The organism is Polyangium spumosum (genome assembly GCF_009649845.1).
In the GTDB taxonomy this organism is placed as follows: domain Bacteria; phylum Myxococcota_A; class Polyangia; order Polyangiales; family Polyangiaceae; genus Polyangium; species Polyangium spumosum.
This window is the reverse complement of the sequence record NZ_WJIE01000005.1, coordinates 173,606-189,849: the sequence shown is the minus strand read 5'-3', so window position 1 is coordinate 189,849 and position 16,244 is coordinate 173,606. Positions and strand designations below refer to the sequence as shown.

The window sequence follows — 16,244 nt, the reverse complement described above, 5'->3', positions numbered from 1 at the left end:
GGCCTTGCGAGCGTCCCGGGCATGAGGAAGCGAAGGTCGTTTCGGCAGAGATGGGCAGCAGCGGCGATCGCTGCGCTCGTCCTTTCGTTTGGTTTCGTGAAGGCGCGTCGGGCGTCCGGGGAGACGCCGCCCGACGACGGCGCGCCCTCGGGCCTGGTCGCGTTCGTCGCGGGCGGGGTTTGTCCAGAAGGGTGGGTCACGGTATACGACGTCGAAGGGCGCGTCGTCGTCGGCGCGATCTACCCGGAGGACGTGGGCCTCGAGGTCGGCACGCCGTTCGCGGACCGCGAGGAGCGGCTGCACGAGCACGCGTATTCGGGCGAGGTGACGCTGGTCGCGAAGAACATCGCCGCGGCGAACGGCGGCAACCAGAGCGGCGCCGCCGCCGCGACGTATCCCCTCGCGGGCACCACGAAAGAGGCCACGTCGGGGCTGCCCTTCCTGCAGGTCGCGGGGTGCGTGAAGCCATGAAAGCTCGATTCGCGCTCGCCTCTTTGCTGCTTTTTCCCCTCGCGGGTTGCCTCGACAGCCACGGCACGGGCACCGGGGCTCCCCCCATTGCCACGCCCGATCCGGAGGCCGAGCCGCTGCGCGGCGACGCCCTCCCGACCGGCGCCGTCTCGTTTTTCAAGAAGCTCGCTTGCCCCGAGGGATGGAAGCCCTACGAGTCCGCCGCGGGGCGCACGATCGTCGCCGCGAGTGAAGCGCTCCCGAGCGGACAAACCCTCGGCGAGCCGCTCGCGAGCCAGGAAGAACGGACGCATTCGCATGCGCTCTCGGCGAGCGTCGACGTCCCGTCGGTCTCCTATGTCGGCGCGCCCGGCGGCGGAAACGCAGGCGTGGGGAAGGCCGGGGCCGTCACCTTCGTCGCGGCTTCGGAGCCTGCGTCCGCCGAGGTCCCGTACGTCCAGCTCCTCGCTTGCAAAAAAAACGCGGAGCCCGTCCCGCGCGTCACGCCTCTGCCGCCGCGCTTGCTCATGTTTTTCGAGCTCGAATCGTGCCCCGCCGGCTGGAAGCCGGCCGAAGGCACGGCGGGCAGGCTGCTCGTGGGATTGCCTCAATATGCGCCCGCCGACCGCCCCTTCGGCGGCGAGCCCTTCACGAGCCCCGCGCTCCGCGCCCACGGGCACGCATTTACATCGACGCTGGAGACGCCCTCGCACGGAATCGGGCTCGCGGGCGGATGCTGCGGGGACGGATACGCCAGGAAGGGCACGTACGAGTTTGCGGCAGAGACGGAGCCGTCCGAGGTGGACATGCCGATGCTCGTCCTCCTGCAATGCGAGAAGGAGTGACGACCGACAAATCAGGGAATCCCCGGATAGCCAGGGCAGCGCGCTTCGTGAGATGAGTCGTTCCCGGGGAGGGAATCGTGCACGCGAACCATGGCATCACGTTGGGTTCATCGAGGTCGGCGGAACGATCACCGAAGCGGAGCGCGCCGCTCGCCTTCTGGGGGATCGGCGTCGACGTGCTCATCGGCGCCGTCGTGATCGCCGGCGTCGCGTTCGCCTCCCTGAAATTACAGCTCCTGCGGCACGGATGAAGCCACGCGAGGCTCGCTAGCGGAGCACCACGTCGAGCGCGTGCGCCTCGAGCAAGGTGGGGACTTCCCAACGCTCGCTCATGCGGCGAATGACGGCCTCGGGCACGCGGGCGGCGCGGGCGCGGTTGCCTGCGAGGAGCGCGCCGCGCGGCGCCTCGACGTAGACGATCCGTACCCGCGCGCCGTAATCGGCCGCGAGGGAGAGCAAGGGGCCGCGCCGCTGCCGGTTCAGGTTCGTCGCATTGTAGACGAAAGGCTCGCCGCGTCGGAGGTGCTCCCGGACGCGCTCCTTGCCCGCCTGCACCACGGCGCCCTGGTTCTCGTCGGGGTCGACGTCGAGCTCGCTGCGCAGCTCGTCGAGCGACACCACCGGCAGATCCGGGAATCGGTCCCGCACGCAGGTGTCCTTCCCCGCGCCGGGGAGGCCACACATCATGATCATCTCGCCCCGCGTGTCGTCGTGGACGGGCACGTCGGGCGAGCGCCCCTCGGAGCGGAAATACACGACGCGCGTGTGATCGGAGGGGAACGGGCGGGGTTTGTCGAAACAGCCCTCCTCGGCGCAGAACGCGCGGAAGAGCTCGATGTTGTCGACGATCCGCTGCATGTCCTGGCAGACGCGGCCGCGGATGTCGGCCTCGGCGACGAGGGCGAGCAGATCGGCGCGGCAGACGAGGGAGATCTCCGCCGCGAGCCGCTGCGCGTCGTCCCGCTCGATGAGGTAAAAGGGGATCTGGTGGTGGCGGATGAGGCCCGCGACCATCTCGCGAAGCGCAAATGGCGCGCCTTGCTCCCAGAGCAGCCGGCGCGCGAGCATCTCGCCGGCGCGTGAATGCCCCTTCGCCGTGATGCGCCCGTCCGGCTCTTCTCGCGTGGTGAAGGGCTTGGCCACGTCGTGGAGCAGGCAAGCGAGCCATACGGCCGCCTGATCCTCGGCGCAGAGCGCGCGCCACGCGGGCATCGCCACGAGCGTCTCCAGCACCAAACGCGTGTGAATCCAGACGTTGCCCTCGGCGTGGTGAATGGGATCCTGCGGGCAGGGTTCGAGCGCGCGGACCCATTCGAAGGTCTGCAGCTCGTCCCACGGCACACGGTAAGCGGGCGGCCGGGGCGGCTCGATGAGGAGGGAGATCGACATGGCGAGGGCTCGTGCGAGAGGAGGGACACGAGGATAACACGGCCCGGGCGGGCTGTGCTAGCCTGCTCTTCGCCGTGTCTGCAAAGTACCCGAGGACATTTCACTTCCCGTGGTCGCCGGGCGGGACGTCCGACGACAAGCGCATGTCGGACGTGTCGGCGCTCGTCGGCGCCGAGATCGTCGCTACCGAAAAAGCCGACGGCTCGAACCTGACGTACACGCGCAGGAGCGTCTTTTCGCGCTCGCACGCGGGCCCGCCCGCGCACCCGAGCTTCGACCTCGCCAAGGCCACGCACGCCCGGATCGCCCACCTGCTCTCCGACGGGATCTCGGTCTTCTGCGAGTACTGTTATGCCGTGCATTCGATCACGTACGAAAAGCTCCCCGATTATTCGCTGGTCTTCGGGGTGCGCGACGACGTGGCCGGTATCTGGTGGGATTGGGACATGGTGACGGCGCAGGCCGCCGACCTCGGCCTGCCCACGGCGCCCGTGCTCTTCCGCGGCGCCGTCGCCTCGGTGGACGAGCTCCACGCGCTCACCGATCGGCTCTCGCGGGAGCCCTCCGCGTTCGGGGGCCCGCGCGAGGGCGTCGTCGTGCGTGTCGCCGCGCAGTTCCCCGACAGCGCGTTCGGCCGGAGCGTGGCGAAATGGGTGCGCAAGGGCCACGTCCAGACGGACGAGCACTGGCAACACCAGGCGATCGTGCCGCAGCGGCTCGCCCGTTAGGCCGCGACGTTATCTTTTCTTGCCCGCGAGCTTCGTGAGCTCGGCGCAGAGCGCCTCCCGCGCGGGTCCGAGCTTCTCCTCGTACCACGCGAAATCGTCGTCGGGCCCCTCCCGGAGCGCCGCGAGGAAGTGGTTCGCGGCCGCGAAATCGTGGATCTTGCCCGCCTTCGCGATCTGTAGGGCGAAGGCCGGCACGCGGAGCGCGTGAAACGCCTTCTTCCGCGACGGACCCGGCTCCTCGGCGAAGCGTTTCTTCGCCTTCTGCCAGTCCGCCGTGGACTTCCCGATCGCGGAGGCCGCGAGCTTCTTCCGGTCGAGCGCGAACCGGAAAGGCGGGCGGGCCGCGACGAGCACGTGCGGGGCCTCGACGAAATGGCACTCGAGCGCGAAGACGCTGTGGTCGTCGAGCGCCTCCTGGAAGGTCGCGACGCCGTGAATGACGATGTTGAGGTCCTCGGCGAAGGCGAGGTCCTGCCTTTGACCGGGCTTCGACAGCACCACGAGGAAGTCCTCGTCGGACGTGGGCCCGGCGGTGCCGTACACGCGTGAGCCCACGCGGTAGGCCGCGCGGATCTCGGCGAGAGGGACCCGGAGGACGGCGAGCAGGCGGCCAAGGACGTCGTCGGACACGATCTTACCTTACAACGGGAGGCTCGTGGTGGAAAGTTCCCACCTGCCGGCATAACGCGGCCCGCCTCGGTGAAGAAACGAGTAGCATCCGCGGCGGTTTCGTGATCCAATGGGCGTCGTGGTATCCTTCTCCGCCCTCCGCCACGTCCGGCGCCTCCTCGCGCTCGGAATCGGATCGGGATCGCTCTTGTCGCTTCTGTCGGGGTGCGCGCCCGAGGCCCCTCCTTCAAACCCCGACACGGGGCCGAAGATGCCGGAGGGCGACCTGCTCGATTATCCCGTGGATGCGCCCGGGCCGTTCCGGGTCGGCTACCGCTCGTTTCTCTACACCTATCAGCCCAAGGGCGTCCCGGGCCCGCGCGAGATCCGCGTCAATCTCTGGTATCCCACGCTCGACGAGGAGGGCACCCCGCCGAGGTACATCAACGTATTCCCCGACGAAGACGTGTTCGAGGGCGCGAGCGTGGCGCCGCCGATGGAAGCGGCGGGCTACCCCGTGCACCTGCATTCCCACGGGTATTCGGGGTTCGGCGGGACGAGCTCGGACATGATGCGCTGGTTCGCCTCCCACGGCTGGGTGGCGGTCGCGCCCGATCACAAGGGCAATACGTTGCCGGAGCACGAGGACACGGTGCCGCTCACCATGAGCTTTTTGCGCCCGATGGACCTCACGGCCTCGCTCGACGCCCTCGAGGCGTTGCCCGCGGACGATCCGCTCTCCGGCAAATGCCGCACGGACGAGGTCCTGCTCTCCGGGCATAGCTTCGGCGGGCGCACGGCGTGGGCGACCGGGGGCGCAGTCCACGACCTCGCGGCGATCCAGGCCATGTGCGACGCGGGGAGCAAGTTCTCCGAGCCTTGCACGCCCGAGCAGATCGCCGTCTTCGGCGAGGGGCTCGGCGAGCCGCGCGTCGCGGCGGCCATTCCGATGGCGAGCGGCGTCGGGGCCGACGAGCCCGGCTGGTTCGGCTACGACGGATACGACGCCGTGAACAAGCCTTTCATGCAGATGAGCGGCTCGCTCGATCCGGTCGGCGCCGAGAACGTCTGGTCGCGCGTGACCTCGATCGATTTCACGTGGCTCGATTTCGAGGGCGGCTGCCACCAGCTCTTCGCCCTCGGCGGCTGCCCCGAGTTCGACTCGCTCGAGGGCTGGGCCCTCGTCAACAAGTATGCCTTTGCGTTCGCGCGCCGGCACGTCCTCGCCGACACGAGCGACGAGGTCCGGAAGATCCTCGACGGCACCGAGGTCCTCTCGCCGAAGGTCAAGTTTCAGCACAAATGAGGTGTGCGATGTCAATCCGGGAACCTCTCCGAAAATCATTGTCGTCCCGGGCGCTCATCCCCGCGGCGCTCGTGGCCTCGCTCGCCGCGTGTAGCGACGAAGCGCCGCCGCCGACGGGTGGGCTCGGGCCGCGGCCGCCGATGCCGGAGCTCGCCGCGCAGACCGGGGCGCAGCGCCTCACGGTCGCTCAGTATGGCAATGCCATCCGCGACATCTTCGGCCAGGACATCAACGTGCCGACCTCGATCGAGCCCGACGCCCCGCTCGACGGCTTCGTGACGCTCGGCTCCTCGGTCAGCACGATCTCCTCGCGTGGCGTCGAGAAATACGAGAAGGCCGCGTTCGCGATCGCAGAGCAGGTCGTCGCGGATCCGGCGCGCAAGGCGGCCGTCCTCCCGTGCGCGCCCGCGGGGGCGAGCGACCTCGATTGCGCGAAGAAGATGGTCGCCTCGCTCGGGCGCCGCGTCTATCGTCGCCCCCTCGCGACGGCGGAGGTCGACAGGCTCGGCGGGCTCCTCGTGCAGACGGCGACCACGCTCGGCAGCTTCGACGAGGGGATCGAGTTCGCCATCGCCGCGATGCTCCAGTCGCCGAATTTCCTCTATCGCCCGCAGGTCGGCGAGCCCGACCCGAAGAACCCGGGCAAGCGCCGCTACACGAGCCTCGAAATGGCGTCGCGGCTCTCGTTTTTCCTGTGGAACAGCATCCCGGACGAGGAGCTGCTCGCGGCGGCCGAGAGCGGCAAGCTCACCGAGGACGAGGGCCTGAAGGAGCAGGTCATGCGCATGATCGAATCGCCGCGAGCCCGTGACGGCCTGCGCGCGTTCGTCACGGATTGGCTGCACCTCGGCGAGCTCGACGCGCTCTCGAAGGACCCGACGGTCTTCACCTATTACAGCCCCGATGTCGGCCCGGCGGCGCGCGAGGAGACGCTGCGCGTCTTCGAGCACCTCGTCTTCGACCTCGACGCCGATTACCGTGACGTCTTCCTCACGCGGAAGACGTTCGTCAATCCGAAGCTCGCCTCCATGTACGCCGTGCCCGCGCCGACGGACGAGGGGTTCGGCATGGTGGAGCTGCCGGCGGATTCGCCCCGGATCGGCCTGCTCGGGCACATCAGCATCCTCGCCTTGCATTCGCATCCGCGGTCCACGTCGGCCACGCTGCGCGGCAAGTTCGTCCGCGAGGATCTGCTCTGCGACAGCATCCCGCCGCCGCCCGTCAACGTGAACACCGGCCTGCCCGATCCGTCGACGGAGGCGCGGACGCTCCGCGAGCGCATCGCGCAGCACAACACCGATCCCACCTGCCGGGCTTGCCACATGCTCATGGATCCCATTGGCCTCGGCCTCGAGAACTTCGACGGGATCGGTCGGTTCCGCCTGAAGGAGACCGGGGCGGTCATCGACGCTTCGGGCAACCTCGACAGCGTGCCCTTCGCGGACGCGCGCGAGCTCGCCATCCGGATCCACGACAGCGACAAGGTCGCGCCTTGTCTCGTGCGAAAGCTCTACTCCTATGCGACGGCGTTCGAGCCCACCAAGGAGGAGAGCGGCGCGATCAACACCCTCACCTACGATTTCCGCGCCTCGGGTCATCGCGTGAAGTCGCTTCTCTCGTTCATCGCGACGAGCCCGTTTTTCCGGCTCGCGCACGAGCCCTGACCATCGGTGACGAAGGGGATCATGCCATGAAGCGGACCAAGCTCAGCCGAAGGACGATGCTCCGGGGCATGCTCGGGGGCGCGGCGGTCGCCATCGGGCTGCCGGCGCTCGAGATTTTCCTCAACGAGAGCGGCACGGCGTATGCGCAAGGCGACGCCCTGCCCAAGCGATTCGGGATTTTTTTCTGGGGCAATGGCAACCTGCCCGATTTCTGGACGCCCAAGGGGACGGGACCGACGTGGGAGCCGTCCCCCTTGCTCATGCCCCTCGCCGAGGTGAAGGACAAAGTCTCGGTCATCACGGGCATGAAGGTGTACACCGGGAACACCGTGCCGCATTTCTCGGGCTCGGCGGGCATCCTCTCGGGCGCGACGCCGCTCCATAGTGGCACCGAGCTCTCGACGTTCACCCAGCCGAGCATCGATCAGGTGATCGCCGAGGCCGTCGGGCAGGACACGCGCTTTCGCTCCCTCGAATTCGCGGTGCAGCCCGGCGGCAGGAGCCTCTCCTATACCGCGCCTCATAGCGTGAACCCGCCGGAGAACTCGCCCGCGGCGCTCTTCCAGCGCGTCTTCGTGGACGGGTTCGTCATGCCGGGCAGCATGCCGATGCCGGATCCGCGCTTGCCCCTGCGGCAGAGCATCCTCGACGGGGTGATGGAGGAGGCGACCTCGCTGCAAATGGTCCTCGGACAGACCGACAAGGAGCGGCTCGAGAAGCACCTCGACGGCATCCGCGCCCTCGAAAAGCAGATCGAGAAGCTCCAGCAGAACCCCCCGAGCCTCGCGGCGTGCGCCGTGCCGCCAAAGCCGCTCGACGCTTATCCCGACGTCGACGGCAGGCCGCCCTTGTCCGAGATCTCGCGGGCCATGGTCGATGTCCTCGTCATGGCGCTCGCCTGCGATCAGACGCGCGTGTTCAGCCAGTGGTTCTCGAGCCCCGTCGGCAATCCGCTTTATCCGGGGGCGACGGCCGGGCATCACCAGCTCACCCACGACGAGCCCGGGGATCAGCCGCAAGTGCAGAGCATCTTGCTCTACATCATGTCCGAGTTCGCCTACCTCGTGAAGGCGCTCGCCGCCGTCCCCGAGGGCGACAGCACGCTGCTCGACCATTGCGCGATCCTCGCGACGAGCGATTGCTCTTATGGGAAATCGCACCTGCTCGAGGAGTATCCGATCCTCATCGCGGGGAGCTGCAACGGGGCGCTCCAGTCCGGGCTGCATTACAGGTCGCCGTCGGCCGAGAACGCGAGCAAGGTGCTCCTCTCGCTCGCGCGGGCGATGGGCATGACGCTCGACAGCTTCGGCCAGGGCGACGCGATGGTGACCTCCAGCTTGACGGCGATCGAGGTATGAAGACGAAGCGCTTTTCGAGCCTCCATTCGGCGCTCGCCGCGGCCCTCTTCCTCGTCGGATGTGGCGGGGAGGAGGCGCCCGCCGCGGCGAGCTGCGAGACCGGCGAGACGTACGCCGCCATTACCACGAAGCTCCAGTTCGCGCGCCTGATGTCCGACACCGTGGCGCCGGGCTTCGATCTCGACGGTCGGACGAGCGACGGGAGCGACACGCTCTCCTGCGGAAAGAAGGACTTCAAGGATCCCGAGGGCCGGGCCGGCGTGGACAACCAGCTCGCGCCGCTCGTCCCGGAGGTCGAGAAGTTCGTCGGCGACGCGATCGACGGGCTCCTCCAGGGGTCGATCAACGACGGCCAGCTCGTCATCCTCATGGAAATGGAGAACGTCGACGATTTCAAGAACGACGCCTGCGTGAACCTCGCCGTGCAGGTCGGCGTGAAGAAGCGGCCGAACCTCGGGACCGACGGCGTCATCGAGGCCTACCAGACCTTCGAACCCGACCCGGCGGCCGAGCGCAGCTACGTGACGAATGCGCGGATCGAGAACGGCGTGCTCGAGACAGGCCCGTTCACCCTCGCGATCCCGCTCGCCATTTTCGACGTCGCATTCACGCTGCACGTGCAGGACGCGCGGTTCCGATTCTCGATCGACGAGGAGCTCCGGATGAAGGGCCACCTCGGCGGCGGCGTCTTGCCGGACGAGATCATCGAGGGCGTGAAGGACGGCGACGGGCTCGAGGACCTCCTGCCGCAAATCAAGCTCCTGCTCGACGCGAACACGGACCTCGCATACAACGAGGACACCGGCAAATGCGAGCAGCTCTCGGCGACGCTCGACGTCGAGGGCGTCCCGGCCTTCATACGCCGCTGATCGCTCGGCCGCCGCGCGCGGGGTGGACGTGACCTCCGCGTGCGTGCGGCCGCACGCCGCCGCGCGTTCGTCCACCATCGGCCTTCCGCCGTGGCGCGCGTGTCGATATGCTCGCACGATGCGAACGTCCACGCGAACCCTTCTTCAGGTCCTCGCCGTCCTCGCGCTCTCCGCCCTCGCGGGCTGCGGGGACGACGAAGGCGGCACGAGCACGACCGGCGGCGAGGTGCCGCGCAAGCCCATGTTCCTCGTGGCGAACAGCCGCGGCGACGACGTCCTGCAATTCGAGCAGGAGACAGGCAAGTTCGTCAACGTATTCATCGCGAAGGGGACGGGCGGCCTCAGCCACCCCGATTCCCTGGCCCTCGGCCCCGAGGGTGACCTTTACATCTCGAGCGGCGATACCGCCGAGGACTCCGCGATCCTGCGGTTCGACTCCTCGACGGGCGAGTTTTTCGGCGCCTTCGCCAAGGGCGGCGGCCTGCACCGTCCTTATGGCCTGGCGTTCGGGTCGGACGGGATGCTTTATGTGGCGAGCTTCCTCACGGACCAGATCCTCCGCTACGACGGGGCGACGGGCGATTTCGTCGATGTTTTCAAGGAGGGCGACGGCATGCCCGGCGGCCTGAACGGGCCGAACGGGCTGATCTTCGGCCCCGACGAGAAGCTCTACGTCACGACCCAGGGCTCCGTCGCCGAGAACGGGATGCCCACGTTCCCGGGTCTGCCGAGCCAGGTCTTGCGGATCGACGTCGCGACGGGCGAAATGGCGGTCTTCGCGGATCAGCCCCCGCTCTCCGAAGCCGGGCACGGATACGTCAGCCTGCTCGGCCTCGCGTACGGGCCCGATTGTAATGCCGGGATCTGCGACCTTTACGTGAGCGATTACGCGAACGACATCCGCCGCTACGATTTCGCGACGGGGATGGTGCTCGGCACGTTGTCCACGAACTACTCGGGCGCGACGCCGAGCAAGAATTACCTCGGCGCCCTGAGCTTCGGCGACGGCGGGCACATCTTCGCCGTGGGCTTCGACGTGGACGAGGCGAAGGGACACCCCGGGACGGTGCTGCGCTTCGACGCGGAAGGAAAACCCCTGCCCGCGGAGGGGCAGTCGGGCGCGGTGCTCGTGAATGCGGACGCGCGGCTCGCGCGGCCGATCGGGATCCTCGCGTTGCCCTGAGAATGGTGGAAGGGCGGCGTCACGCCGTCAGCGTGAAGATCCGGATCCCCTGCTGCCGCCCGCGCACCGGCGCGACGCCGAGGTCCTCGAACGTCACCTCCGGCACGCGCGTCGCCGTCTCCTCGCTCACGAGCACGTCGACGCCCTTCTCCTTGGTCATCGCCTCGAGCCGCGACGTCGTGTTCACCGCGTCGCCGATGACCGTGAACTCGAGGCGGCTCCCTCCGCCGAGGCAACCGGCCACCACGGTCCCCGAGTGCACGCCGATGCCGATCCGCAGGCGCCCTCCGGCGCGCACGCGGTTCTGCTCGTCGAGCGCGGCGCGAATGCGGCGCACCGCCTCGATCGCGCGGCGCGCGTGGTCGTGGCCGGGCTCGGTCGCGCCGAACACCGCGAGCATGCCGTCGCCCATGAACTTGTCGACGATGCCGCCGCACGCGTGCACCGCCTCCGCGAGCGCGCCCTGCAAATGGTTGAGCATCTCGAAGACGTCAGCCGGCTCCATGTGCTCCGAGAGCGACGTGAAGCCCCGCAGGTCCGTGACGAGCAGCGTCACCTCGATCGAGCGCGGCGCTTCGAGGAGCGAGAGCGGATCCTTCAAGGCCGCGCGCGCGACGCCCGGCAAGAGCCGATCGAGCAGCAATTGCCCGCGCGTGGCCTCCATCGCGCGGCGCACCTGATCGGCGAGCCACACGTTGAGCATTCCGATCGCCGCGATCGCCACGCCCGAGTAAAGCAGGTGGACGCGCGACGCATGATCGCCGAGGAGGCGAACGAGCAGCACCACCGCGAGGGCCGTCGTCCACGCGGCTGCGCGGCGATCGAAGCGGATCCCACCCGTCGCGGCGAAGAGCCCGCAGGCGAGCGCGGCGATCGCCGCCATCGCGGTCGTGACGCCCATGCTCGCCATGCGCGAGCCGAGCATGCCGTCGATCAGGAAGAAGTCCACGACGGGCACGATGAACCAGTACACGCGGCCGTACGGGAGCCGCATGGTCGCGAGGAGCAGCGCCCCCGAGAGCAGCACCCAGAGCGCTCCGCCGAAGATGTTCGTCGGGGGCCGCAAGCCTCGGAGCCAAAGCATGACGTCGAGCGCGAGCACGAGCGAGTACGACGACAGCCGGACGAGCGCGATGCGCAGCTCGTTGCGGCGCGCCTCGCGGTTCAACGCGTCCCGCATCGCGGCGGCGAGCTCGCTCCGGTTCGAGGCCAGGGCCGTGGTCGACATCTCGGGCCCCACCAACGCAAATCATATCCCGTGCGTCAAGCCTTATTCGATCGGATCCTTCGTTTCGTGGGCCTTGACCGGCCGGACGTCCGGTGACAGATCCGCAGGGCAAACCATTAACGAGAGGAGCCACCCGTGCCGCGCCACATTCTCAACATCGACGAGCTCGAGTACTTTCCCATGGGCCACGGCGAGCGTTTCGCGTCTCGCGTCGCCCTCATCGCGCCGAAGGTGGGCGCGCAGAAGCTCGGGTACAACGTCACGATCATCCCGCCGGGCAAGCGCGCGTTCCCCCTCCACAACCATCATGTCAACGAGGAGATGTTCTTCGTCCTCGAAGGCGAGGGCGAGCTCCGGCTGCGCGACGAGAGGCACCCGATCCGCCGCGGCGACGTGATCGCGTGTCCGCCGGGCGGGCCGGAGTCGGCGCACCAGATCATCAATACGTCGGACTCCGTCGAGCTCAAGCTCTTCGCCGTGAGCACCAAGATGATGCCCGAGGTCGTGGACTACCCGGACTCCGGCAGATTCGGCGTCCTCGCGGAGCTCGGGACGGACGCGGAAGGAAAGCCGCGCACGTTCCGGTACATCGGCCGTGAAAAGGAGAGCCTCGATTACTGGGAGGGGAACGAATGATTCAGACCGAGGGCTCGTCGGGGTCGGGGAGCAGGAGCCCCATCCCGATATCGTCGACGAAGCTCCCATCGTCGCGACGCAAGAGCCCGCGGCGGGATCCTTCGTCCTGGAAGCCGAGGGATCGATAGAGGGCGACGGCGCGGGGGTTGTCGGCGCGGACGTGGAGCTCGACGCGGCGGAAACGTCCTCCGTCCGCGTCGCGATGATCCCGCACCCAGCCGAGGAGCGCTTCGAGCAGCACGCGGCCGAGCCCGATTCCTTGCGCGTCGGGGTGCACGCCGATGCCGAGGACGCCGACGTGGCGGACCATGCGGAGGGTGAGGCGAAGGATCGACGCCTCGGCCACGATTCCACGCGCCTCTTCTTCGGCGACCATACAAAACGCCGAGCCGTCGGTCGCCGCCATGCCAGCGCGGATCTGCTGTTCGCCGTAGGTGGTCGGGTCCTCGGGCAGCTCGTCGGGGTATTTGACGATTCCCTGCCTGGCGTGGACGATGTCCCGCTCGAGGGCGAGCAGGCCGGCGGAATCGGCGGGATACTGCGCCATCCGGAGGAGGACCCGACGGCCTCCCCGGAGCGAGACGTGCGACGGGGGAAACGGCGTGAACGACATGGGCGGCCCGAGAACACGCCCCTCGCCTTCGGATGTCAAGCACCGGAGCACGCCGCCGCCGCAGGTTTCATGCGGACGTCATGCGGCGCGGCGGATGCCGCGGCCGTTGCGTCGCTCGGGGACGAGGGCGCAACGTTCGAGGTTTCCTCGGATCGGGTGCTCGATTCCAGCGCCCGGCGCGCCGCCCGCGCCCGCGAGCCCGGCGCTCGTCGGCGCGGAGAAGAGCACGACTCTCCCGCTGGCCTCCAGCCGGAGGAGCCCTTGATCCACGGCCGAACGCGAGAGCCCCACCAGTTTGTCCCGGAGCGAAACGAGCGAAACGATCTCCCCCGGGGCGGGCATGAGGCGGGCGAGCGTGTACACGATTCGCGCGTCCACCGCTGCGTCCTCGCCTGCGCCGCGCGCCTCGCGGACGTGGTCGGCGAGGCGCACGACGGCGTCGAGCTGGTCGGGGGAGAGCCGCCACAACCCCGAGAGGATCTCCTCGAAGACGAACACGCCGGTGGACACGAGCGTCGGGGAGCTGTCCGCAGGTTCGCGCGGAGGCGGGAGGGGCGGCGGCGTGGGCGTGGGCTGGAATCGGGCGCGAATTCGATCGAGCAGCTCGCGGAGGCGGGAGCGCCATCCGGTTTTGGGTGCGCAGGAGGGGTCGACGATCGTCGGCCGCATGTCTTCGGGCCATGTCGGCCGTTCGTGGATGCCGGTCGGGAGACCTTCGTCGTCGGAATGGGGCAGAGGCGTGGGCATGGAAATCCCTCCCGTCATTCTTGATCACCGCCCGGAGGCGACCCGTCGAGACAAACTCTCGGAATGGCCTATGTTTCGTGCGCGCGAGCAGGGGTCCTCCGTTCGTTGAGCCACGGCGGGCCGCCTGCGGGCGGTGATCATTCCATCCATCGTCGATCGTCGTCCCCAGTCGACCGCGCCACCATGCTCGCCCAGAATGAGCGGCGACGCGGCCGACTGCGAACGACGATCCGTCGTGGGGTACGGCCCCACGCGCCGGTCAGGGTTTTGGTTCGTCCGCGGCCTTCTTCTGTTTTTTTGCTGCCTCGGAGGCCTTTTTTGCATCGTTCGTCTTTTTGATTTTGATTGCCGCCGCGATGATGTGCTGGCGTTCGAGCTCATGGCTGCTGTCGGGCCATCGACGCTGGTGGTCCGCGATCAAACGGACAGCCAGGTCGGTGTGCCCGTCGATGATCGCGTTTTTTATGTTGCGAAGTATCGCGACATCCACCGGCACCTTGTCAGCGGTGGAGGTCGAAGCAGGCGAAGGCGCCTGCATTCCCGGCATGGCCGTGAATGCGTCCGCGGCTCGCCCGTTCTTCACGAGGGCCTCGTTGATCACGGCCATCGGCATCGTCGCAGAGGCGACCGACGGAGAGACGACGGTCTGCGCCGAAGCGACGTCCGCGCCGAGGTACCCGAGGAGCAGGCATACGATTGCACCCGGCAGCGCGACGGAAAACACGAGCGCGAGTTTGGCGGGACCGCCAAGCGCACCAGCGCACGTCTCGATCGAGGGAGCGGCCTCGCTCCTCGGCGCACCCGCGGCCATTTTCGCCGCGTCGATCGCGCTGGACAGACGTTGCCAGCCGTCGAGCCGGGCCTTGTCGAGGACCTCGCTCGACTCCCATTCCCGCGGCAGGAGCCCGGCCAGCGAGAACGACGCGAAGAGGCGCGTCCGCGAGCTGGGCTCCGCGTCCACGTCGAGGAGCGTCTCGAGCCAACCCTCGAAGGCCCTCTCGGCGGCGGCGAGGCGGAGCTGCAAGGTCGAGCGGGCGCAGCCGAGGCTCTTCGCGAGGGCGTGGAGCGACTCCTCCTGCACGTGGTACCGGAGGAGGAGCATCCGCTGCGCCTCGGGCATCCTGTCGAGGGCTTCGAGGACGATCTCGCTCGTCGCGTCGTTCGCGGCCTGCTCGTCGATCGCGGCCTCGATCACCCTGGGCGTGAGCCGCTCGCGCCGCCGGGCGACCTTGCGCCGGTAGTTCCGGACCGTCTCGAAGCAAACACGCGCGAGCCAGAAGTTGGCGTGCGCGGGGATCTCGTCGAAGTGGTTGTACGCGAGGACAAAAACGTCATGCGCGACGTCCGCCGCGTCGGCGTTCCGGACGCCGAGGCGACGTAGTTGACGCCACAGGATGTAGAAGTTTTCCTCGTAGAACTCTCGGAACTCCCCCCGTGTAGGCGTGGTGTCGACCGCGGCGAGCATGATGGTCTGGGCCTCCGCCTGTTAAATGTCGCCAGACCCCTCCGATGTACCGATGGTGGGAGAAATTTTTTGAGAGGGCGGGGGCGGAGAGGGTTTGGCGGTGAGGCGGGCTACGTCGAAGGCGACGCCAAGCTGGACGGCGGAGGAGAAATGAGGGTAGGTCCAGATTTCGACGCCGTTTGCCTCCACGACGGGCGGTGAGGGGACGCCGAGGACCTCCAGTCGGCCGAATATCGCCAGGGTCGTGAATGTATAGGACAGCCCAGCGCGTAGCCCTATGCCCCAGGTGAAGGCTTCTGTTTTCTCGGATTGCAGCACCGTGTTGTCATGTGTGACGTCGGAATGTGTCTGCCAGATTGAAAGACGGAAACATCTTTCGATCTGGACTCGCGGACCGATCGCTGCGTTCCAGCACGGAAAGAACGAAATGGCGTCTTGTGAACCGTGAATACGAAATGGGTGCTCTTTGCGTGAAGACTTGAAATCGTGACGATATTCCAAATTCCCCATCAAGTACTTGTACTGGAGCCAGAAGCCTGCCGTGACCGAGGGGGATAATCCGGGCGTGCTTCCGAAGGATGCACCTCCCCCAATGGAGATCATGAAGCGTATGGGTGCGGCTATGCGGGGCGGGCGCGCCACGAGGATAGGCCGTGGCCTAGGCGCGGGAGACGGAGGAGGTGGCTCTGGTGGTGGCGGTGGTGGCGTCTGCGGCGGTGGGGGTGATGCCGCGGCGGCGACCACGGGTTGCTCGGACTCCGGCACCTCGATCGGATCGATGAGCATCCCGGCGCTGAAAGACGCGTGATGCAACAACTCAGCACACTTCCACGCGGGCTTTTCGTGCTCAGGGGCGTGCACCTCCGATCCCGAGGCGCTTTTTGCCACGATTCCGACCCGCACGATCTTGTCGGATCGGCGAAAAATGACGGTGAGGAGATTGGGGGCGTCGGATCGGAACGGATCTCGTCCGACCTCGCGCGTGATGGCGGCACGGAAGGCTGCCTCGCTCGGGCAGTTGTCCGTGCCAGACCCACGCAGGTAGTCGAGGCGGTATGTCTCTTGTGCAGATGCAGGCGCTGCCAGAAGGCAGAGCGACGCTGCCAGTACGGTTCCCCCACGGAGAATCATGGCGCCCGACCCTACCAGCTAAA

The 16,244-nt window shown here is 67.9% G+C and carries 17 protein-coding genes; 10 read left to right on the top strand and 7 right to left on the bottom strand.

All coding sequences use genetic code 11. From position 1 onward, the window contains the following. The first annotated feature begins 21 nt into the window (after positions 1-21). The 3 genes from GF068_RS18220 to GF068_RS18210 all read left to right on the top strand — a co-directional run bounded on the left by GF068_RS18220 (position 22) and on the right by GF068_RS18210 (position 1,546). On the top strand, positions 22-471 hold the full coding sequence (locus tag GF068_RS18220; RefSeq protein ID WP_153820683.1) for a hypothetical protein: 450 nt from the start codon (positions 22-24) through the stop codon (positions 469-471). After that, positions 468-1,295, top strand: coding sequence for a hypothetical protein (locus GF068_RS18215; protein WP_153820682.1), 828 nt, complete (start codon positions 468-470; stop codon positions 1,293-1,295). Before GF068_RS18220 ends, GF068_RS18215 begins: the two co-directional genes overlap by 4 nt. A gap of 77 nt (positions 1,296-1,372) precedes the next feature. After that, entirely contained in the window at positions 1,373-1,546 is a 174-nt protein-coding gene (locus GF068_RS18210; RefSeq protein WP_153820681.1) for a hypothetical protein, read from the top strand. Positions 1,547-1,562: 16 nt separating this feature from the next. Here the strand turns inward: GF068_RS18210 and GF068_RS18205 are convergent, their stop codons facing one another. Further along, positions 1,563-2,684: an AAA family ATPase gene (locus GF068_RS18205; protein ID WP_153820680.1), complete on the bottom strand. Its 1,122-nt coding sequence runs from the start codon at positions 2,682-2,684 to the stop codon at positions 1,563-1,565. A 74-nt stretch (positions 2,685-2,758) separates the two neighbouring features. On the opposite strand from GF068_RS18205, the gene GF068_RS18200 reads away from it, so the two are divergent. Beyond that, positions 2,759-3,412 carry an RNA ligase family protein gene (locus GF068_RS18200; protein ID WP_338046447.1) on the top strand — a complete coding sequence of 218 codons (654 nt, stop codon included), beginning with the start codon at positions 2,759-2,761 and terminating at the stop codon, positions 3,410-3,412. 9 nt (positions 3,413-3,421) lie between these two features. Here the strand turns inward: GF068_RS18200 and GF068_RS18195 are convergent, their stop codons facing one another. Further along, positions 3,422-4,042, bottom strand: a complete 621-nt coding sequence (locus GF068_RS18195) for a nucleotidyltransferase domain-containing protein (protein ID WP_338046446.1) — start codon at positions 4,040-4,042, stop codon at positions 3,422-3,424. Between the two features lie 118 nt (positions 4,043-4,160). On the opposite strand from GF068_RS18195, the gene GF068_RS18190 reads away from it, so the two are divergent. The 5 genes from GF068_RS18190 to GF068_RS18170 all read left to right on the top strand — a co-directional run bounded on the left by GF068_RS18190 (position 4,161) and on the right by GF068_RS18170 (position 10,401). After that, complete coding sequence (locus GF068_RS18190; protein WP_170319553.1) at positions 4,161-5,327, top strand: alpha/beta hydrolase; 1,167 nt, start codon at positions 4,161-4,163, stop codon at positions 5,325-5,327. Between the two features lie 38 nt (positions 5,328-5,365). After that, positions 5,366-6,991, top strand: coding sequence for a DUF1592 domain-containing protein (locus tag GF068_RS18185; RefSeq protein ID WP_170319552.1), 1,626 nt, complete (start codon positions 5,366-5,368; stop codon positions 6,989-6,991). Positions 6,992-7,017: 26 nt separating this feature from the next. Then, positions 7,018-8,349 carry a DUF1552 domain-containing protein gene (locus GF068_RS18180; protein ID WP_153820677.1) on the top strand — a complete coding sequence of 444 codons (1,332 nt, stop codon included), beginning with the start codon at positions 7,018-7,020 and terminating at the stop codon, positions 8,347-8,349. Then, complete coding sequence (locus GF068_RS18175) at positions 8,346-9,218, top strand: hypothetical protein (RefSeq protein ID WP_153820676.1); 873 nt, start codon at positions 8,346-8,348, stop codon at positions 9,216-9,218. The genes GF068_RS18180 and GF068_RS18175 overlap by 4 nt, the downstream gene beginning before the upstream one ends. 118 nt (positions 9,219-9,336) lie before the next feature. Further along, positions 9,337-10,401: a Vgb family protein gene (locus GF068_RS18170; RefSeq protein WP_153820675.1), complete on the top strand. Its 1,065-nt coding sequence runs from the start codon at positions 9,337-9,339 to the stop codon at positions 10,399-10,401. Between the two features lie 19 nt (positions 10,402-10,420). Here the strand turns inward: GF068_RS18170 and GF068_RS18165 are convergent, their stop codons facing one another. Then, on the bottom strand, positions 10,421-11,629 hold the full coding sequence (locus GF068_RS18165; protein WP_153820674.1) for an adenylate/guanylate cyclase domain-containing protein: 1,209 nt from the start codon (positions 11,627-11,629) through the stop codon (positions 10,421-10,423). A 180-nt stretch (positions 11,630-11,809) separates the two neighbouring features. On the opposite strand from GF068_RS18165, the gene GF068_RS45170 reads away from it, so the two are divergent. Further along, positions 11,810-12,265, top strand: a complete 456-nt coding sequence (locus GF068_RS45170) for a cupin domain-containing protein (protein ID WP_153821175.1) — start codon at positions 11,810-11,812, stop codon at positions 12,263-12,265. A gap of 1 nt (position 12,266) precedes the next feature. On the opposite strand, the gene GF068_RS18155 is transcribed toward GF068_RS45170, so the two are convergent. The 4 genes from GF068_RS18155 to GF068_RS18140 all read right to left on the bottom strand — a co-directional run bounded on the left by GF068_RS18155 (position 12,267) and on the right by GF068_RS18140 (position 16,221). Further along, the gene (locus GF068_RS18155) at positions 12,267-12,878 is read right to left on the bottom strand and encodes a GNAT family N-acetyltransferase (RefSeq protein WP_153820673.1); all 612 of its coding nucleotides are present in this window, start codon (positions 12,876-12,878) and stop codon (positions 12,267-12,269) included. Between the two features lie 78 nt (positions 12,879-12,956). Then, a complete protein-coding gene (locus tag GF068_RS18150) occupies positions 12,957-13,625 on the bottom strand; it encodes a hypothetical protein (protein WP_153820672.1) in 669 nt (222 codons plus the stop codon). A gap of 259 nt (positions 13,626-13,884) precedes the next feature. Beyond that, entirely contained in the window at positions 13,885-15,090 is a 1,206-nt protein-coding gene (locus tag GF068_RS18145) for a sigma-70 family RNA polymerase sigma factor (protein ID WP_153820671.1), read from the bottom strand. Between the two features lie 21 nt (positions 15,091-15,111). After that, positions 15,112-16,221, bottom strand: coding sequence for a hypothetical protein (locus GF068_RS18140; protein ID WP_153820670.1), 1,110 nt, complete (start codon positions 16,219-16,221; stop codon positions 15,112-15,114). Positions 16,222-16,244: the final 23 nt, after the last annotated feature.